Genomic DNA, 19,559 nt, shown 5'->3' on the forward strand with positions numbered 1-19,559 from the left:
CTCAGTTACCTCTACGGGGCCCTTGCGGGCCCTTTTTTTGCGCCACCGGTCAACGAAGGCGCCGCGCCGCACTGGCCACTGTCAGACCCTGGCCAATACCGCCCTGGCGTGGTCCAGCGCCATGCGCGCACGCTGTTCACCGCTGATCCCTTGTTCCAGCAACTGCCGGGTAGGTATTTCCAGGCTCAGCGGGAGGGTGGCCGGTAGCGCGCGCAGCAGCCCGACCAGATCGGCATCGCCATCACCCGGGAAGCGCCGTTCGTTACGCGCCTGGCGCAGGATTTCGTCCATGTCGGCCGGCACTGGCCCCGCCACGTCGCACAATTGGGCATAGCGCATGCGCTGCGGTGCCAACTGCGCCAGGTCGCTCAGCGCAGAGCCGGAGCGGTTGAAATGGAACGCGTCCACCAGCACGCAACCATTGGCCTGATCGGCGTTGGCTACCACGCGCATGGCCTGGCGCAAGTCACGTACTTCGGTCCAGGGCATGAACTCCAGGTGCGGGTGGATGCCATGGACCGCCGCCAGTTCGCACAACGCGGCAAAGCGCTCGGTGAGCCGTGCTTCGTCCGGGTCGTTGCCGGCCACCAGCAGTTCGGTGCCCCCCAGCTCGGCACCCACCGCCAGGATGGCTTCGAAATCCGCCACGCAGGTGTCCGGCTTAAGGCGCAGTATCTCCAGGTCCAGCACCTTGATGCCGGTATCGCGCAGGCGTGCCTGGGTCTGCCTGCGCAGATCGGCATTGGCCGCCAGCGGGTAGTGCTGTTCCTGCTCGGTGGCCGGCACCAGGCGCAGGCCGACATGGCTGTAGCCAGCGCGGGCAGCAGCCTCGACCATGTCTGGCGGGGACAGTTCGAGTACCGTCAGGGCCGCGAGGGAAAATATTCGATCAGTCATTCGTCGTCACCAGAAAGAGGGTATCAGGCAATGTGCTCGGGCGCACAGGCGCGGCCGCTGGCGGCAGCCTGGCGGATCGCTTCGATCAGTGCCAGGGTGCGGCCAGCGTCGGCGGCATCGACCAAAGGCGGCTGTTCACCGCGGGCGACCCGCACGAAGTGCTGCAACTGCAGGGTCAATGCTTCACCGGCGGGTATGCTGTGCTGGTGCTGCAACAACGGTGTGTGCCACCCCGAACCCGGCTCGGCGTAGTGCCAGTGCTTGAGCTGAGGAATGCTCAGCGAGCCCTGGGTGCCGGCCAGCAGATAACACGGCTGGCCATCCTGGCGCGGGTAGACCGGGCTTTCACCCGAGTCGAGCTCCCAGCTCCAGGGCGCCGCTACGGCGTCCGAGCCGGTCAGGCTACCCAAGGCGCCATTGGCGAACTGCAACAGCACGGCGGCACTGTCTTCGTTGGCGAACCCCCGCACGTCGTTGCGGGTGAAGGCCTGCACCTGTACCACCTCGCCGCACAAGTAGCGCAGCAGGTCGAGGTCATGGATCAGGTTGGTCAGCAAAAAACCCGCCCCCGGCTCGCGGCGCCAGGCGGTGTCGAAGTAGCTGTCGGGCTTTTGCAACTGCCACAGTGCGGTGACATTGATCAGCCGGCCCAGCTTGCCTTCGCTGATCACTTGGTGCGCCTTGGCGATCAATGGATTGTGCCGACGATGGTGGCCGACCAATACCGGTACCTTGCACCGCCGTGACGCCTCGACCAGCGCCCGCACCTCCTGCAGTTGCACGCCCACCGGTTTTTCCACCAGTACCGGCACGCCGGCTTCGACGCAATCCAGCGCAGTGGCCACGTGCTGGTTGTTCGGGTTGGCGATGATCACCGCTTCGGGCTGCACGCGTTGCAGCATCTGCCGATGGTCGGCAAAGTACGGCACGCCACAGTCGACGGCGAAGGCTTCGGCCTGCGGGCCGGGGTCGGCCACCGCGCACAACTGGGCCTGGGGTACATTGCGCAAGTGCTGGTAATGCTGGCGGCCCATAATGCCAGCGCCGACCAGGGCGATACGAAGGGGTGCGTTCAACAGCCTGTCCTCTTGTCATTGTTGTGGTGCGAATATGAAACAGCGTTCCACAATTCACCCTCAGCAATTTAGAACCAGGTTCAACTTTTCAGAAGAGCCTGCTGAACAGACTGTGCGGTAATCGACCGGAATATCCCTCAGGCAAACAGTTCGCTGGCGTGGCTGGCGGCAGACAGTTCCTCGGTGGCCGCCAGCAATAGAGGGGCCAGCTCGGCCAAACGGCTTTGCGCCAGGCGTGCACTGGGCCCGGCAATGCTCAGCACGCCAATCACCTCGCCGCTTTGCGGGCGCCGTACCACCGCAGCCAGCGCCGAGGTGCCCACCGCCGAGGTTTGCTCGACCCAGGCATAACCCCGCTCGCGGGCACGGTGCAGGTAGGCGAGCAACTCGTCGGTGGTGCGCGGCGCATTCGGGCCGAACTGGCCCGGGTCGGCGATGCCTTGGCGCAGCACCATCTGCAGCGCCTGCTCATCGTCCAGGCTGGCCAGCCAGGCGTGCCCGGAAGCGGTGTAGAACAGCGGCGCGTCGCGCCCCATGTCCGGGTCGTAACGCAACCCGGAGCGCGCGCCCTGGGACTTGGCGATCCAGGTCTGCCGCCCCCCATCGATGACACCAAGGCGCACCAGCTCACCGCTGTCCTGGGCCAGGCGGTCGAGAATCGGCTGAATGACATCGGCACCACTGCTGGCCAGGTAACGGAAGCCTTGGGCGACCAGCTTGGCCGACAGCTGATAGCGGCTGTTGTCACGGTTCTGCCGTACGTAGCCCAGCCGCATCAGCTCGGCCAGCATGCGGTGCGCGGCGCTTTTAGGGATATCCAGGCGCTCGGCCAGGGTTTGCAATGCCAGGCCCTGGGGCTCACCGGCAAGGCTCTCAACAAGATTGAAGGCGCGTTCGATCTGACTACCAGCCATGACACAGGTCCTTGCTACGTTTTGCGAATTCTAGAAGATGATTCCACATTCCCGGTAGCGTATACATGCAATGCCCTGCCAAGTGTTCGATTATCGCCCGCTCGTTGCGCGGGCGGCCAGCCGTGACCTTGCGGATCCAGGCGGGCCAAATAAGAATATGGAACCAAGTTCCAATAACAATACAGGATTAGTGCGATGCCCCCTGCTCCCTTCGAAACCGAATGCGATGTACTGGTGATAGGTTCAGGCGCCGCCGGGCTGGCCGCCGCTGTAACAGCTGCCTGGCATGGGCAAAAGGTGATTCTGGTAGAAAAGGAGCCAGTGCTGGGCGGCGCCACGGCCTGGTCCGGTGGCTGGGCCTGGGTCCCGCGCAACCCGCTGGCGCGCCGCGCCGGCATCGATGAAGACATCGAGCAGCCACGGACCTACCTGCGCAATGAGCTGGGTGCCCATTACGATGCCGAGCGGGTGGACGCTTTCCTTGAAGCCTGCCCGCACATGGTGGCGTTTTTCGAGAAGCATACGGCGCTGCAGTTTGCCGACGGCAATGCGATACCGGACATGCACGGCCACACCCCTGGCGCCGCCGAAGGTGGGCATCAGGTGATTGCCGCACCGTACGATGCCCGCGAGGTGGATGCACTGCTGCCACGCCTGCGCCAGACCCTGCGCGAAACCTCGTTCATGGGCATGCCGATCATGGCCGGCGCCGACCTTGCCGCGTTCCTCAACATGACCCGTTCGCCCAAGGCCTTGCTGCACGTGTGCAAGCGCTTCGGCCGGCACCTGTACCACCTGGCCCGCCATGGCCGGGCCATGCACCTGGTCAACGGCGTGGCACTGGTGGCGCGGCTGGCCAAGTCGGCGCAGGACCTGGGCGTGCAGCTGCAGGTGTCGGCGCCGGCCAAGCATTTGCTGGTCGAAGCAGGCCAGGTGTGCGGCGCGCTGGTGACGACCCCGCAGGGCGAGCAGCGTATCCGCGCCAAGGCAGTGGTACTGGCAGCGGGCGGCTTCCCTCACGACGCTGCCCGCCGCCGGCAGCTGTTCCCCCGCGACGCCAGCGGCCACGACACCCTGGCCCTGCCGCCAAAGGGCTGCTCTGGCGATGGCCTGCGCCTGGGCGAGGCAGCAGGTGGCGTGGTGGCCACCGACCTGCAGTCGCCGGTGGCCTGGGCGCCGGTTTCGCAGGTGCCACATGGCGATGGCACTGTCGGCCATTTCCCGCACATCATCGAACGGGGCAAACCGGGCATCATCGGGGTGCTGGCCAACGGCAAGCGTTTCGTCAATGAAGCGCACGGTTACTATGACTATGTGGCAGCCATGGTCGCGGCAGTGCCAGCGGACCAGGAGGTGTGTTCGTGGCTGGTGTGTGACCACCGTTTCCTACGCCGTTATGGCCTGGGCCATGCCCGCCCGGCGCCACTGCCGGTGTGGCCGCATGTGCGCAGTGGCTACCTGAAACGTGGCGCCACACTCGAAGCGTTGGCGGTTGCCTGCGGCATCGATGCGGCCGGGTTGCGCGCCACCGTCGAGGCCTTCAACAGCCATGCACGCCACGGCCAGGACCCGGCCTTCGGCCGTGGCTCCACCGCATTCAACCGCAAGCAGGGCGACCCGCAACACCCAGGCCCCAACCCGTGTGTGGCGCCGATCGAACAGGGCCCGTTCTACGCGGTGAAGGTGAAGCCGGGTTGCTTTGGCACCTTTGCCGGGTTGCGCACCGATGGCCAGGCACGGGTACTGGATGCCAGCGGCCAGCCGATCACCGGGCTGTACGCGGCAGGTACCGACATGGCCAGTGTGTTCGGTGGCTGGTACCCGTCTGGCGGCATCAACCTGGGGCCCGCGTTGACCTTCGGCTACGTGGCCGGGCGGCATATTGCCGGGGTGCAGGCGTATGAGTGAGCGGCCGGCGGCAGGTCGTGCTTGCCGCCGGCCCGGGTTCAGCCGCGCAGCTGGTACCAGGTGGTCTTGAGCTGCGTGTACTTGTCGAACGCATGCAGCGACAGGTCGCGGCCAAACCCCGACTGTTTGCCGCCACCGAAAGGCACCGTGACATCCAGTGCATCGACCGTGTTCACCGACACGGTACCGACTTTCAGCGCCCGCGCCACGCGGTGCACCTGGTTGAAGTCGTCGCTCCACACCGAAGCCGCCAGGCCATAGATGCTGTCATTGGCCAGGCGCACCGCCTCCTCTTCACTGTCGAAGGCACTCACTGCCAGTACCGGCCCGAACACTTCTTCCTGCGCCAGGCTCATGCTGGCATCGACCTCGGCGAAGATGGTCGGCTCGATGTAGTTGTCCGAACCGCCGATATGCAACCGCCGACCGCCACACACCAGCCGCGCGCCCTCTTGCCCCGCGCGGTCGATGGCGGCCTGGATACGCGCTGCCTGGCCGGCATCGACAATCGCCCCGGCGCGGCTGGCCGGGTCCAGCGGGTTGCCAGGCTGCCATTGCCGAGCCTTGGCCTGCAGGCGCTCGATGAACTCATCGTGGATGGAACGCTGCACATACAGCCGCGAGTTGGCGGAGCAGACCTCACCCTGATTGAAGAAAATACCAAAGGCCGCCTTTTCCGCAGCCAGGTCCAGGTCCTGGCAGTGCTCGAACACCAGGTTGGGGCTCTTGCCCCCGCACTCCAGCCATACCTGCTTGAGGTTGGACTGCGCCGCGTATTGCATGAAGTACTTGCCCACCTGGGTGGAGCCTGTGAACACCAGGCAATCCACGTCTGGGTGCAGGCCCAGGGCCTGCCCGGCCTGTTCGCCCAGGCCCGGCACCACGTTCAGCACGCCTTCGGGCAAACCGGCTTGCAGGGCCAGTTCGGCCAGGCGCAAGGCCGAGAACGGCGACTGTTCGGCCGGCTTGAGCACCACGCTGTTGCCCGCGGCCAAGGCCGGGGCCAGCTTCCAGGCGGCCATGTCCAGCGGGAAGTTCCACGGCACCACCGCCGCCACCACGCCCAGGGCCTCACGGGTGATGGTGGCCAATGCATTGGCGGCGGTCGGCGCCACCTGGTCGTAGCGCTTGTCCAGCGCCTCGCCGTACCAGGCAAATACCTGCGCCGACCCGGGCACATCGATGTTGTAGGCGTCCATGACCGGTTTGCCCATGTTCAGCGAGTCCAGCAATGCCAGCTCTTCGCGGTGGGCCATGATCAGTTCGGCCAGGCGCTGCAGCACTTGCTTGCGCTGCCCGGGGGCCATGCGCGCCCACGGGCCGTGCTCGAAGGCCTGCCGTGCGCTGGCCACGGCCAGGTCTACGTCGGCCTGGGCGCAGGCGGCGACCTGCGCCAGCACCTGGTTGGTGGCGGGATTGATAGCGGCAAAGGTCGCGCCACTTTGGGCCTTCACGGCGTTGCCAGCGATCAGGGCGCTGGCCGGCAAGTACAGGTCCGCAGCGCGTTGCTGCCAGAATTCGAGGGTGTACATTTGTACTCCTTTCAAGCGGTTGTGCTAACGGACTGTCAGAGCTTGCCAACCAGGCGCGCCGTGCGGTCAACGGCGATGCGGGTTTTCTCCACCAGCTCATCCAGCTCGCTGTGGTTGGCGATCAAGGCCGGCGCCATGATCATCCGCCCCAGGGTGGAGCGAATGATCACCCCCTCCTCGAAGCCGAAGGTCCGGCACTGCCAGGCCAGGTCGTTTTCATTGGCAAAGCGCTTGCGGGTAGGCTTGTGCTCTGCCAGTTGCAGCGCCGCCACCAGGCCTGCGCCCTGCACCTGGCCAATCAGCGGGTGGTCGGCGAACACCTCGCGCAGGATGCGCTGCAGGTAGGGGCCGGTGTCGTCCTTCACCTGGCGCACGATGCCTTCGTCACGCAGGGCTTTCAGGTTGGCGATGGCCACCGCCGCTGCCACCGGGTGGCCGGAATAGGTCAGGCCGTGGGCGAACACCCCGCCCCGCTCCACCAGCGCTTCGGCTATGCGCTTGCTCAGCACCAGCCCGCCCATGGGCACGTAGCCGCTGGTCAGGCCCTTGGCTATGGACAGGGTATCGGGCTGGAAGCCGAAGTATTCGTGGGCAAACCATTCGCCGGTACGACCAAAGCCACCAATCACCTCGTCGGCACACAGCAGTACATCGTACTGGCGGCAGATGCGCTGGATTTCCGGCCAGTAGCTTTCCGGCGGGAAGATCATGCCGCCTGCGCCCTGGAACGGCTCGGCAATGAAGCCAGCAACGTTTTCGGCGCCCAGCTCCAGGATTTTTTCTTCCAGCTGCAAGGCACAGCGGCGGCCGAACTCGGCCGGGCTCAGCTCACCGCCTTCGGCGTACCAATAGGGCTCGTCGATGTGCGCCACATCCGGGATCAGCCCGCCCATTTCGTGCATGAACTTCATGCCACCCAGCGCCGTGGCCGCCAGGGTCGAGCCGTGGTAGCCGTTCCAGCGGCCGATCATGATCGTCTTGCTTGGCTGGCCGACCACCTGCCAGTAGCGGCGCACGGTGCGGATCAGCACCTCGTTGGCCTCGGAGCCGGAGTTGGTGTAGATCGCGTGGCTGTAGTGCCCGGGCAGCAGGCTGAACAGCAGCTCCGAAAGCTCGATCACCGCCGGGTGGGTGGTGTGGAAGAACATGTTGTAGTACGCCAGCTGGTCCATCTGCCTGGCAGCAGCGGCGGTCAGGTCGCGGCGGCCGTAACCGAGCTGGGTGCACCACAGCCCGGACATGCCATCCAGGTATCGCTTGCCCTCGCTGTCCCACAGGTGCAGGCGCTCGCCACCGACGATCACCCGCGGCCCTTCGGCGTTCAGCGCCTTCTGGTCAAGGAAGGCATGGATGTGGTGCGCGGCGTCGGCTGCCTGGTAGTCACGGGTCTGGCGTTGCGGGGCGAAAGGCGCATTCATTGTTGGTTTTCCTTTGCGGTGGGGTGCACGGCAGCGGCGCTCAGCGCCGCTTGCCCATATAGCTTTCCAGCGGGTCCTTGCCCAGCACGCCCTGGGCATTGGCCAGCGCGTCGATGAACAGGGAAAACAGCTCGGACTGGGTGCCGATATCGAGCTTGGCGTAGACGTTCTTGCGGTGCGACTTGATGGTGTCTTCCGACACGCCCAGGCGCTCGGCCAGCGACTTGGTCGAATGGCCGCGCAAGATCAGCTGGGCAATGCGGCATTCGCGCTCGGTCAGCAACGAGCTGCCGAAGTTGTTCAGCGCAGCGTGAATACGCTGCTCAAGGATGTTCTCGAAGCGCCCGGCACGGCTGTCGACGCCGGCGAAATGCTTGCCGAGTAGCGCCAGCACCCAGGGCGTGATGTGCCCGAACAGCGCCCGGGTTTGCGGGTCGAGCTTGTCGGTGAAGGCCAGCGACACGGCCAGGCTCTGGCCGGGGGCCAGCTGCAGGATGTAGTTGAGTTCGTCTGCCAGGTGCGAGTGGCGGTAGAACGACTGGTAGTACTCGCTGACCTCAAAATGGTCGGGGGCCACCTCGAACAGGCCGTAGCAGCCAGACCCCAGCTGCTCCACACAAGCACCGTAGAACGGGTCGAGCAGGTAGAAACCCGACAGGTAGCGGCTGACGTTGCCCTCGGGCTGCCAGGGCGCCTTGTCGTCCTGCTCGAACAGCGCGCAGGGCATGCCGTGGTGCGGGTACAGGTACACCGTGGTGGCCTGGATCGGCCGGATCACGCCCAGTGCTGCAAACAGGTTGGCGGCAAAGCCAGGCCGGCCGATCGCCTCGGTGACCTTGGCCTGGTGCTCGAACCACTGTTCTGAAAGCAATTGGATAGTCACAGTCGGCCTGCCATATGGAGTAAGGCACCGCCGCCAGTGCGGTGCGTGGTTGGGCAGATACTCCCATGGCAGGGGAACCTGCGGAATCACCCTTTGGGGTGAGCCGGCTGGCCGCTGCCTGGGCTCACCCCAAAGGGTGATTCCGGGTGCTGGCGGGGTGTGGGAGCATCAACCCGCCCCAGCGCTGCGAGCCTTGCGCTCGACCTCCTTGCACGACACCCCCGGTAACGAGCCTGCTCGCCTGCCGCGGTGGCCTGCATCCCTTTCCAGGAGTTAGCAATGCATACAACAACAAGTACAGCTCACCCCACCACCCCACCCGTCACCGCGCAACCTGCCGCCAGCAGCGGGCGTTTGCGCCAGTCCATGAGCATGACCGCCCTGGTGCTGTTCGGCCTGGCATACATGGTGCCGCTGGCGGTCTTCACCACCTATGGGCTGGTCACCCAGATGACCAAGGGGCACCTGCCCACTGCCTACCTGCTGACCCTCGCCGCCATGCTGCTCACCGCCTACAGCTACGGCCGCATGGTCCAGGCCCACCCTTACTCCGGCTCGGTCTACACCTATACCCGCAAGGCCTTTGGCAGCCACATCGGCTTCATCACCGGCTGGACCCTGCTGCTTGACTACATTTTCCTGCCACTGCTGAGCTACCTGCTGATCGGCATCTACATGTCGGAATACTTCCCGGCCATTCATGCCTGGGTGTGGGTGGCAGGGTCCATTGCGCTGGTCACCTTCCTCAACCTGATCGGCATCGAGTCGATCACCCGCGTCAACTGGATCCTGGTGGTGACGCAACTGGTGTTCATCGTGGTTTTCGTCGGCCTGGCCTTGCTCAGGCTCAGCGGCCAGGCCGAACCCGTTTCGCTGCTGGCGCCGTTCCACCACGACGGTTTCAGCGTGCCGTTGGTGATGACCGGCGCGGCCGTACTGTGCCTGTCATTCCTGGGCTTCGATGCGGTCTCGACCATGGCCGAGGAAACCAGCAACCCGACCTACCGTATTCCGCTGGCGATCCTTGCTGTGTCCCTGATCGGCGGCTTGCTGTTCCTGGTGGTGTCGTACTGCGCACAACTGGTCTTCCCCGACTGGGGCAGCTTTGCCGACCCGGACTCGGCCTCGGTGGACGTCATGCGCCGGGTAGGCGGCGAACTGCTGGTCAGCGCATTCACCGCCACTTACGTGGCCGGCTGCTTCGCCTCGGCCATGGTGTCGCAAGCCAGCGTGTCACGGGTGCTGTTCGCGATGGGCCGTGACGGCGTGCTGCCGCGGGCGTTTGGCCAGCTTGCAACGAAAAAGCGCGTACCGGCCACCGCCATCCTGGTGGTCAGCCTGCTGTCGCTGATTGCCCTGGTCATTACCCTCGACACCGTGGCCAACATGATCAGTTTCGGCGCACTGTTCGCCTTTTCGGCGGTGAACCTGGCAGTGGTCAAGCACTACCTCATCGACCGCAAGCTGCGCGGTGCCGGTAATGTGGTGCTGTACGGCGCCATACCGGGGCTGGGTTTTCTCAGCACGCTGTGGCTGTGGAGTAGCCTGACCAGCCTGTCGTTCAGCATTGGCCTGTGCTGGATGGGCATGGGCCTGCTGGTACTGCTGGGGCTCACCCGGGCGTTTCGGGTAACGTCGCCGGCCAGGCCAGGCGAAACTCATTGATGAAATCCACGTGCGAGGCTTCAATAGGCACACCCGAACCGGGAACCCAGTTCATCAAAGAAGCCACCCATGTACTCTTCCGAACGCCTCAAAGGCATTGACGTTTTCGTCGCCGTCGCTGACTTTGGCAGTTTCACGGCAGCTGCCGAGCGGCTCAACCTGACCAGCTCGGCCATCAGCAAGAGCGTGGCCCGGCTGGAGGCCCGCCTGGGCGCCCGGCTGTTCAACCGCACCACGCGCAGCCTGTCGCTGAGTGAAGCGGGCGTGGTGTTCTATCGCACCTGCACCTCGGTCCTGGCCGACCTGGAAGAAGTCGAACACACCCTGGCGGCCAGCGATGACCAACCCCATGGCAAAGTGCGGATTGAACTGCCCGCCTCTTACGGTCGCCTGCATGTGCTGCCGCTGATCCTCGACTTCATCCGCCTGCACCCGTTGCTGCAGCCGCATGTGTCGTTCTCAGACCGTTTCGTCGACCCGGTGCACGAGGGCATCGATATCGTGGTGCGCATCGGTGGCCCGGATGCCTGGCCGGCGGCGCTGGGCCACCAATACTTCGGTGCCCAGCGCCTGATGTTCTGTGCCGCGCCTGGCTACCTGGAAAAGCATGGCGTACCGCAACACGAGCGCGACCTGGAGCACCATCACTGCGTGGGTTATGGCCACACCGACGGCCTGGTCAGCCCGTGGTACTTCAAAGGCCGCCACCCCGGCGAAATGGAGCGGCGTACCGTGCAGCCGCGCATTGCCGTGGGCGATGGCGAAGGCGAAGTGGCAGCGGTGCTGGCCGGCCATGGCATCGGCCAGCTACCCACCTGGCTGACCCAGCAGTACCTCGACCAGGGGCGCCTGGTCGAAGTATTGCCGGCGCTGGCCACCGACGGCTTGCCAATGAACCTGGTGTGGCTGAAAAACCGCGAAGGGCTACCCAAGGTTCGCGCCTTGCTCGACTACCTGCTACCACGCCTGGCGCCTCACGGCAGCCGGGCCTGCGCACCGGGCTGAGGCGCCAGCCGGCCCACCACGGGCACCAACGCCAGCGCCAGCAAGGCGATGCCAGCCGCCACGTAGCCCACGTAGCCGACCCCCAGGTGGGAGATGGTCATGCCACCCAGCACGGCCCCCAGGCCGATACCGGCGTTGGCCGCCGATACATTGGTGGTACCCGCCAGGGCTTGGGCATGGGTGACCGAACTCATCACCCGCACCTGGCTCACCGGGTACAGTGCCGTGTTGGCAACGCCCCACAGCGCCAGCGCCAGGCAGAACAGCACCACCCCCTGGGCCAGCGGCACCAGCGCCGCCATGCCAATGGCCAACAGCACCAGGAACAGCGCGCTGGCCTTGAGCGGTGAGCGGTCCACGGCCCGCCCGCCGATCCAGTTGCCGAGCAAGCCGACCGCGCCAAAGCCCATCAGCCACCAGCCGGTATGCGCCGGGGCCACGCCCGCTACCCGCTGCAGCAGATCGGCCAGGTAGGTGTAGCCCGTGAACATGGCCGTGAACACCACCACCGACAGCAGCACATTGGCCAGGAAAAAACGCTCTTTGAAAATGCGCGCCTGCTGCATGAAGTCGACTTTCGCCGTGCGCGCCACGTGCGGCATCCATACCCACATCGCCAGCGCCATCAGCAGCGACAACGCAGCCAGGATCCAGAATGCACCGCGCCACCCCACCGCCGTTGCTGCCACGGCCCCCAACGGAATACCCAGCAACATCGCCGCCGAGATACCCAGGTAGACCTTGGCAATGGCCTGCCCGGCCCTGTCGCGCCCAGCCAGGTGGCCGGCGGTTTCACTGGCGGTGCCCCAGAACACCGGCAGCGCCAGTGCCGGTATCACCCTGGCGACGGCCAGCACCCAGAAACTGCCGGAGGCAGCAGCCAGCGCATTGGCTGCGGCGAAGACCAGCAAAATGCCGATGAACAGGCGCTTGCGGTCCAGGTGCGCCAACGCCGCCGTCAATAGCGGGCCGGCCAGCATCACGGTGAATGCGAACAGGGTGACCAACTGCCCCGCCAGCGATATGGAAATACCCAGGTCCTGGCTAAGCGCGGGCAACAAGCCAACGATCAGAAATTCGGTGGTCACGATCAAAAAGGCTGAAAACGCCAGAATGGCAATGCTGATTGCAGCGTGCCGGCTGGGGGTGGCGACCCCAGGGCTTGGTTCGAAAGCGGACATCAAGACAGGCTCCAGAAATAAGGTCACCAGTCTATTGGTAAACTTAATTCGTATTTCTGGTGTTAATTCACTAATCGGATGACTAGATTTCATCAATCGAGCGTTGATGTATACAACTTTCAGGATTCCTGATTACATACGCGTTCGCCTACGACCTCGGTAATCGCCCAGGCGTATTGCGACGGGCTTAAGCCATGTCATTTACCGCTACCAAGAAAACCCTTCTCGTCAAAAACGCCCAATTGCTGGTCACCATGGACAGCGAACGCCGCGAAATCAAAAACGGCGGCCTGTACATCGAAGACAACCTGATCAAGCAAGTGGGCCCCAGCGATAGCCTGCCGCAGCACGCCGACGTGGTGCTGGACATGGCCGGCAAGGTGGTCATCCCGGGCCTGGTCAACACCCACCACCATATGTACCAGAGCCTGACCCGCGTGGTGCCGGCGGCTCAGGACGGTGAGCTGTTCAACTGGCTGACCAACCTGTACCCGATCTGGGCTCGGCTGACCCCGGAAATGATCGCGGTGTCGACCCAGACCGCCATGGCCGAGCTGATGCTGTCCGGCTGTACCACCTCCAGCGACCACCTGTACATCTACCCCAACGGCTGCAAGCTCGACGACAGCATTCATGCCGCCAGCGAGATCGGCATGCGCTTCCATGCCGCGCGCGGCAGCATGAGCGTAGGGCAAAGCCAGGGCGGCCTGCCGCCAGATGCAGTGGTCGAGAAGGAAGCCGACATTCTCAAGGAGTCGCAGCGCCTGATCGAGGACTACCACGATGCCAGTCGCGGGTCGATGCGCCGTATCGTCGTGGCGCCCTGCTCGCCGTTCTCGGTCAGCCGCGACCTGATGCGCGAAGCTGCGGTGTTGGCGCGCCAGTATGGCGTTTCGCTGCACACCCACCTCGCCGAGAACGTCAACGACATCGCCTACAGCCGTGAAAAATTCGGCATGACGCCCGCCGAGTATGCCGAAGACCTCGGCTGGGTCGGCCACGACGTCTGGCACGCCCACTGCGTACAGCTCGACCAACATGGCATCGAGCTGTTCGCCCGCACCGGTACCGGGGTTGCCCACTGCCCTTGCTCGAACATGCGCCTGGCCTCCGGCATTGCCCCGGTGCGCAAGATGCGTGACCACGGCGTTGCGGTCGGCCTGGGCGTAGACGGTTCGGCCTCCAATGACGGCGCCAGCATGATCGGCGAAGTGCGCCAGGCCCTGCTGCTGCAGCGGGTTGGCTTCGGCCCCGACGCCATGACCGCCCGTGAAGCGCTGGAAATCGCGACCCTGGGCGGCGCCAAAGTGCTCAACCGCAACGACATCGGCGCCTTGGCACCGGGCATGGTCGCCGACTTCGTCGCGTTCGACCTCGGCCATGTGGCCTATGCCGGCGGCCACCACGACCCGTTGGCCGCGCTGGTGTTCTGCACCCCGACCCAGGTCCACACCAGCGTCATCAATGGCCGGGTGGTGGTCAAGGACGGCCAGTTGGCCACGGTCGACCTGCCGCGGGTGCTGGAACGCCACAACCAGCTGGCCCTGCAATTGGTCAGCGGCGCCTGAACGCGACGGCAAGCCAGCCGTTTGCGCTGCACCCGCGTGCTGTGGGCTCGCCGGCGATGGGCTGCAACGCAGCCCGTTGCCTCAGTTGCGCAACACCTGGTCGCCGGCATTGGCCGGCAAACGCAGGGCGTCCAGCAGGGCCACACCGGCAATCAGTGCAAGGCCAAGCAACGCCCAGTGGAAGTCGGCAACGGTCAACCCGCTCTCGCCGCCACGCAGTTGCATGGCCACGCGCAACAGCAGCGCCACCACCGCCACCCCCAAGGCCATGGCCAGCTGGAAGCACATGCTGAACAGCGTCGATGCCTCGGCCATCTGCTGCTGCGGCACATCGGCAAACCCCACCGCGTTGTAGGTGGTGAACTGCATCGACCGTGACAGCCCGCCCATGAACAGCACCAGCGCCATCCAGTACCACGCCATGCCCTGCTGCAACCCCAGGCAGGCCAGGATACAGGCCACGCCGACCAGGCCGTTGCCCAGCAACACGCGGCGAAAACCAAAGCGCCGCAACAACCCGCTGGTGAAGGGCTTCATCGCCAGGTTGCCGGCAAAGATCGCCAGCACCAAAAGGCCGGCGTCCAACGGTGGCAGGCCGAAGCCGACCTGCAACAGCAAAGGGATCAGAAACGGTAACGCGCTGATCGACAGGCGGAACAGGGTGCCGCCCACGATGCTGACCCTGAAGGTACGGATGGCCAGGGTGTGCAGGGGCAACAGGGGGGCCGGGTGGCGCCGACCGTGACGGATGGCCAACCCGGTCAGCACAGCCCCAAGCACTACCAGTGCCAGCCCTGCCCCCAGGCTGTTGCCGGCCAGTGACCCGAGCAGCTCCAGGCCCACCAGCCAGGCCGCACAGGCCGAGGCCAACCAGACGAAGCCCAGCGTGTCGAAGCGGCGCGGCGCCTCGCAGCGGGTGTCGGGTATCAACAGCCAGGCGGCGGCAAGGGCCAGCAAACCGAGGGGAATGTTCAGGTAGAAGATCCACGGCCACGACCCGTGCGTGACGATCAGGCCACCGAGCGGCGGGCCCAGTACCGGTGCCACAAGGCCCGGCCAGGTGATGACCGCGAGCTGCTTCACCAGGTCTTTTTTCTCGGTGGTGCGCAACACCACCAACCGCCCCACCGGAACCATCAGGGCGCCGCCGATGCCCTGCAACACCCGTGCAGCCACAAAGGCTTCCAGGCTGGCGGCCAGCCCACACAGCAACGAAGCGGCAGTGAACAAGGCGATAGCCCCGGCGAACACCTGGCGCGGGCCAAAGCGCTCGGCGAGCCAGCCACTGAGCGGGATGAACACTGCCACGGCCAGCAGGTAGGCACTGATACCGATGTTCAGGCTGACCGCGCTCTGGCCGAAATCGCTGGCCATTTGCGGCAGCGCGGTGGCAATGACGGTGGCGTCCAGGTTCTCCATGAAGAACGTGATGGCCACCAGCAAGGCAATGCAGGTGGTCTGGCGCGAGCGCTGGGCGGCTGCCGTGTGGGCCAGGGTGCCAGGGCGTTGCGTTGGCTGCCCGGTCATGGGCAACCGAGCCGCCGTTCGTGGGCGCGGAGCTGCACGGGCACGTTGGCAACCATAGGCCTACTCCAGCGGGATGGTCAGGCGATCGATCACGGCACCGGTTTCGGGGCGCACCCCGCGCCACCAGGCAAACGCCTCTGCCGCCTGCTCGACCAGCATGCCCACACCATCGGCCAGGCGCGCCACACCTTGGTCACGGGCCAGGCGCAGGAATGGCGTGAGGCCTTTGCCGTAAGCCAGCTCGTAGGCCAGCCGGGCCTCGGCCAGGGCCCCGGCCGGCAGCGGTGGCAACTCACCGACCAGGCTGGCAGAGGTGGCGTTGACCACGATATCGAAAGCCTGCCCCGGCAGTTCTTCGTACCGGCTGATACGCAGCCGCGGGTGATTCAGCTCATTGCGCAGCGCCACCGCCTTGGCCATGTCGCGGTTGGCGATCACCAGCTCGGCGGGGCCGGCGTGCAGGAACGGCAGCAGGGCCCCACGCACCGCGCCACCCGCCCCCAGTACCAGCACACGACGCGCATGCAGCGGCTCCCCGAGGTTGACCTCGATATCGCGCAGCAGGCCAATACCATCGAAATTCTCTGCCACAATGCCGCCGTTCTCGAACTTCAGGGCGTTGGCAGCGCGGGCCAGTTGCGCTCGTTGGCTGCAGCGCTCGGCCAGTTCGAAGGCGCGCAGCTTGAACGGTGCCGTGATGTTCATGCCCAGCCCACCCTCACCGCGGAACGCCAGCACCTGGGCCTCGAAGCCCTCCAGCGACCCCTCGATTGCGCCATATTCCAGCTGCTGGCCACAGGCTTGGGCGAACAGCCCGTGGATCAGCGGAGACTTGGTGTGGTTGATCGGTCGGCCGATCACTGCATAGCGGTCGCTCATCGTGCCTCTCCATGGGTGAACAGCACCCCGTCTGCCTGCATGGCGGTGATTTCTTCGGCGCTGAAGCCAAGCCCGGCGGCGACTTCGGCGTTGTGCTGGCCCAGGTCCGGTGCCACCTGGTGGATGGTGGTGTCGCAGTCGGAAAAACGGAACGGCAGGTTGGGCAGGCGCAGCGTGCCATAGCGCGGGTGATGCTGTTCGACGACCATGTTGCGCGCCTGAATCTGCGGGTCGGCCAGCACCTCGTCGATGCGCTGTACCTTGGCGCTGGGCACGTCGATGGCATCGAGCAAGGCCAGGATAGCCGCCACTGGCCGCGCGCCCACCCAATCGCGCACCACCGCCAGAATTGCCTCGCGGTGGGCATTGCGGCCATTCACGCTGTGGTAGCGGCTGTCGCTGGCAAAACCTGCCGGGCCACCATTGGCTTCAAGCATGGCGGCAAAGCGCCGCCAGGCGTCATCGACCTGGGCAGCGATCACCAGGTCGCCGTCGGCGGCACGGAACACCCCATACAACGTCGAGGTGGGCATGTCATGGCCGGTCTGCTCGGGCAGTACGGTGCCGTTGGACAGCGTGAAGCACTGCACCGCGTACTCATGCATCGACACCAGCGTGTCGTACAAGGCCATGTCGATGTGCTGGCCACGGCCACTGCTGACGCGCCCCAGCAAGGCGGCATTGATGGCTGCCACGGCGTGGATGCCTGTGTACATGTCGCCCAGCGAAATGCGCAGCAACGGCGGTGCTTCGCCCGGTACGCCAACCATCTGCATGATCCCGCTCTTGGCCTCGGCAATCAGCCCGAAGCCGGCGCGGTGTGCATCCGGCCCCGTGTGGCCATAGGCCGAAATCGAGCAGTACACCAACCGCGGGTTGCGCGTCGCCAGCTCGGCATAGCCCAACCCCAGCTTGTCCAGCGCGCCCGGCCGGTAGTTTTCGATGAACACGTCGGCCGAATCGGTCAGGCGCTGCATGAAGGCCTTGCCGCGTGGGTCCTTCATGTTGACGCTGACGCCCTGCTTGCCCATGTTCAGTTGCAGGAAGTAACCGCTTTGCTGGTCATCCAGGGTGAACGCGTGCTGGCGACCGGCGTCGCCGCTGCCTGGCCGTTCAACCTTGATCACCTCGGCGCCCAGCGCCGCCAGGCAACGCCCTACATAAGGCCCGGCAAGAAAATGGCTGTAGTCGATGACGCGGATACCCGCCAATGGCAATGCCTGGCTCATGCTGCCCCCTTGCACGGCACCATCAGCCGGTGCTCGCCGCGTTGCACGACCTGGCCGTGCTGGTTGATCAGCTCCGACGGCAGGACCACGATGCCCCAACCCGGGCGGCTTTTACTCAGGCGCATCGCGCCAACGCGCATGCGCACATGCAGCACATCGTCGACCTTGATCGGCAACACGAAATCCCAGGTCCAGCCCAGTGACATGCCCGGCACGAAGCGGTAATCGCATTGGGTCTTCAAGCCATCGGCGATCGACAGGCCGAACAGGCCGTGGGCAACCAGGCAGCCAAAGTGGCTGGCATTGGCATACGCCTCATCGACATGCACCGGGGTATGGTCACCGGTCAGGTCGGCATAGGCCAGGATGCGTTCGCGGGTGACGGTGTAGCTCGGGCTGATGCATTCATCGCCCTCGCGGGCGTCGTCCCAGTACTTTTCAGTCACGCTCATGGCTGCACCTGCGCACGTGGGTTGATAGCCAGTGCCTGGGCGACCGTCGCCTTGGGCAATGCCTGGATGAACTCCACGGCCAGGCCGTCGGGCAAGCGCAGCCAGTTGCGGCCCTGCGGCATTGCACTGACGCCGAAACGCTGTGCTGCCGCCAGCACCGCCTCCAGGTCTTCGCACATGATCCCCAGGTGCGCCATGCGCCCTTCAGGCCCTGCAAAGTCGGGCTGGTGGATGAACTGCAGGCCGCCGAGGGTCCAGTACTGGGTCGGCTGCTCGGGGTCACCCTGCGACTCGCGCAGGGTCATGCCGCACACCTCGCTGAAAAAGCGGATATGCCAGTTGATGTCACGCACCCAGAAGGCGACGTGTTCGAGGTAGGCTTTCGGCTGGCTCATGGGTTGTCCTTGTTCTGCTGGTCGGCCATCGCGCGTTCGATGCCTTTGATACACGCCACCAGGGTGGCGTTGACGGGGGTGGCGACGCCGTGGCGCTGGCCCCAGCGCACGACGGAACCGTTGATGAAGTCAATTTCAGTGATCGAGCCTTTTTCCAGGCTCTGCAGCATCGAGGTGCGAAAGCTCGCCGGCAGGCCTTCGGCGGCCAACTGCCAGGCTGCCTCGGGGCTGGTCAGGCTCAGGCGGATACCGGCGCGCTTGGCCACCGCGATCGCTTCGGCAACGGCCGCCTTGGCGGTGCTCGCCAGCAGCGGCTCGCTGTACAGCTGGCCATAGCTGAGCCTGGTGATGGCGCTGAGCGCACCGGTGGCGACGTTGACCAGCAGCTTGTCCCACATGGTGCCGAGGATGTTGTCGCTGACCGTGGTGGCCAGGCCGGCACCGTTGAATACCTCGGCGATAGCCTGCACGCGGGCGCTGCGCTGGCCGTCCAGTTCACCGATGTAGGTCTGCTTGCCGGCCACCCCGGCGCGGATCGCCCCCGGCGCCAGCAGCACGCCGCCGACATAGGTCTTGCCAGCCAGTACCCGCTCGCGCCCGGCCGCCTGCGCCAGGATATCCTCGTGCCCCAAGCCGTTCTGCAGTGACAGCAGCAGCGTTTGCGGGCCCAGAAGCGCCGTGGCCCCGGCGATCGCCTCGGCGGTGTGGAACGACTTCACCAGGACCACCACCAGGTCGGCCACCCCCACCTCATCGGCGCACGTCGCCGCATGCACGCGGACTTGGCGCTGGCCGCGCTCATCCTGCACCTGCAGGCCGTGCTGGTTGATGGCCTCGACATGCGCACGGCCTCGGTTGAGCAGCCAGGTTTCATGCCCGGCTTCGCTCAAGGCCGCGCCGATGGCGCAGCCCAGGGCGCCGGCACCCAGAATGCAGATTTTCAAATCGCAGACCTCCGTGGTTTGCGATCACCTTATGCAGCGACGCTTATTAGCGCTATACAATGCAGCAAATAGCCCCATTGAGATTC

General features: G+C 65.4%; 17 protein-coding genes. 4 read left to right on the plus strand and 13 right to left on the minus strand.

The window, feature by feature from the left end; genetic code table 11:
- Positions 1 to 81: 81 nt before the first annotated feature.
- From AACG97_RS17015 to AACG97_RS17025, 3 genes are all read right to left on the minus strand, one after another.
- A complete protein-coding gene (locus AACG97_RS17015; RefSeq protein ID WP_197885872.1) occupies positions 82 to 897 on the minus strand; it encodes a sugar phosphate isomerase/epimerase family protein in 816 nt (271 codons plus the stop codon).
- Between the two features lie 23 nt (positions 898 to 920).
- Positions 921 to 1,973, minus strand: coding sequence for a Gfo/Idh/MocA family protein (locus tag AACG97_RS17020; RefSeq protein WP_197885871.1), 1,053 nt, complete (start codon positions 1,971 to 1,973; stop codon positions 921 to 923).
- A 137-nt stretch (positions 1,974 to 2,110) separates the two neighbouring features.
- Entirely contained in the window at positions 2,111 to 2,887 is a 777-nt protein-coding gene (locus tag AACG97_RS17025; RefSeq protein WP_197885870.1) for an IclR family transcriptional regulator, read from the minus strand.
- A 195-nt stretch (positions 2,888 to 3,082) separates the two neighbouring features.
- Between AACG97_RS17025 and AACG97_RS17030 the strand changes: the two genes are divergently transcribed.
- Positions 3,083 to 4,795, plus strand: a complete 1,713-nt coding sequence (locus AACG97_RS17030; RefSeq protein ID WP_225786260.1) for an FAD-dependent oxidoreductase — start codon at positions 3,083 to 3,085, stop codon at positions 4,793 to 4,795.
- A gap of 38 nt (positions 4,796 to 4,833) precedes the next feature.
- On the opposite strand, the gene AACG97_RS17035 is transcribed toward AACG97_RS17030, so the two are convergent.
- Genes AACG97_RS17035 through AACG97_RS17045 form a run of 3 tightly spaced genes read right to left on the minus strand, consistent with a single transcriptional unit; the run spans position 4,834 to position 8,628 of the window.
- The gene (locus AACG97_RS17035) at positions 4,834 to 6,327 is read right to left on the minus strand and encodes an aldehyde dehydrogenase (protein ID WP_225786261.1); all 1,494 of its coding nucleotides are present in this window, start codon (positions 6,325 to 6,327) and stop codon (positions 4,834 to 4,836) included.
- 35 nt (positions 6,328 to 6,362) lie between these two features.
- On the minus strand, positions 6,363 to 7,745 hold the full coding sequence (locus tag AACG97_RS17040; RefSeq protein ID WP_009685103.1) for an aspartate aminotransferase family protein: 1,383 nt from the start codon (positions 7,743 to 7,745) through the stop codon (positions 6,363 to 6,365).
- 40 nt (positions 7,746 to 7,785) lie between these two features.
- Entirely contained in the window at positions 7,786 to 8,628 is an 843-nt protein-coding gene (locus tag AACG97_RS17045; RefSeq protein ID WP_054912317.1) for a helix-turn-helix transcriptional regulator, read from the minus strand.
- Between the two features lie 279 nt (positions 8,629 to 8,907).
- On the opposite strand from AACG97_RS17045, the gene AACG97_RS17050 reads away from it, so the two are divergent.
- Positions 8,908 to 10,293 (plus strand): APC family permease, encoded by a 1,386-nt coding sequence (locus AACG97_RS17050; RefSeq protein WP_225786262.1) that lies wholly within the window; start codon positions 8,908 to 8,910, stop codon positions 10,291 to 10,293.
- Between the two features lie 69 nt (positions 10,294 to 10,362).
- On the plus strand, positions 10,363 to 11,298 hold the full coding sequence (locus AACG97_RS17055) for a LysR family transcriptional regulator (protein WP_197885866.1): 936 nt from the start codon (positions 10,363 to 10,365) through the stop codon (positions 11,296 to 11,298).
- On the opposite strand, the gene AACG97_RS17060 is transcribed toward AACG97_RS17055, so the two are convergent.
- Positions 11,268 to 12,479 (minus strand): MFS transporter, encoded by a 1,212-nt coding sequence (locus AACG97_RS17060; protein ID WP_232555016.1) that lies wholly within the window; start codon positions 12,477 to 12,479, stop codon positions 11,268 to 11,270. The genes AACG97_RS17055 and AACG97_RS17060 overlap by 31 nt on opposite strands.
- Positions 12,480 to 12,673: 194 nt before the next feature.
- Here AACG97_RS17060 and AACG97_RS17065 point away from each other — a divergent pair, with 194 nt between their 5' ends.
- Positions 12,674 to 14,047 carry an 8-oxoguanine deaminase gene (locus AACG97_RS17065; protein ID WP_225786264.1) on the plus strand — a complete coding sequence of 458 codons (1,374 nt, stop codon included), beginning with the start codon at positions 12,674 to 12,676 and terminating at the stop codon, positions 14,045 to 14,047.
- A gap of 81 nt (positions 14,048 to 14,128) precedes the next feature.
- Here the strand turns inward: AACG97_RS17065 and AACG97_RS17070 are convergent, their stop codons facing one another.
- From AACG97_RS17070 to AACG97_RS17095, 6 genes are read right to left on the minus strand one after another with little or no spacing between them, the layout of a single operon-like run.
- Positions 14,129 to 15,574, minus strand: coding sequence for an MFS transporter (locus tag AACG97_RS17070; protein WP_225786265.1), 1,446 nt, complete (start codon positions 15,572 to 15,574; stop codon positions 14,129 to 14,131).
- 60 nt (positions 15,575 to 15,634) lie between these two features.
- Positions 15,635 to 16,453 carry a shikimate dehydrogenase gene (gene aroE / locus AACG97_RS17075; protein ID WP_197885863.1) on the minus strand — a complete coding sequence of 273 codons (819 nt, stop codon included), beginning with the start codon at positions 16,451 to 16,453 and terminating at the stop codon, positions 15,635 to 15,637.
- Positions 16,450 to 17,682 carry a CaiB/BaiF CoA transferase family protein gene (locus AACG97_RS17080; protein ID WP_054905649.1) on the minus strand — a complete coding sequence of 411 codons (1,233 nt, stop codon included), beginning with the start codon at positions 17,680 to 17,682 and terminating at the stop codon, positions 16,450 to 16,452. The genes aroE and AACG97_RS17080 overlap by 4 nt, the downstream gene beginning before the upstream one ends.
- Positions 17,679 to 18,134: a MaoC family dehydratase gene (locus AACG97_RS17085; protein WP_029886074.1), complete on the minus strand. Its 456-nt coding sequence runs from the start codon at positions 18,132 to 18,134 to the stop codon at positions 17,679 to 17,681. The genes AACG97_RS17080 and AACG97_RS17085 overlap by 4 nt, the downstream gene beginning before the upstream one ends.
- A complete protein-coding gene (locus AACG97_RS17090; RefSeq protein ID WP_029886075.1) occupies positions 18,131 to 18,529 on the minus strand; it encodes a VOC family protein in 399 nt (132 codons plus the stop codon). Before AACG97_RS17090 ends, AACG97_RS17085 begins: the two co-directional genes overlap by 4 nt.
- Positions 18,526 to 19,473, minus strand: coding sequence for a ketopantoate reductase family protein (locus tag AACG97_RS17095; RefSeq protein ID WP_225786266.1), 948 nt, complete (start codon positions 19,471 to 19,473; stop codon positions 18,526 to 18,528). Before AACG97_RS17095 ends, AACG97_RS17090 begins: the two co-directional genes overlap by 4 nt.
- Between the last annotated feature and the right edge of the window lie 86 nt (positions 19,474 to 19,559).

Origin of the sequence: Pseudomonas sp. Nvir, from assembly GCF_963778085.1 — a bacterium.
GTDB lineage: Bacteria > Pseudomonadota > Gammaproteobacteria > Pseudomonadales > Pseudomonadaceae > Aquipseudomonas > Aquipseudomonas juntendi.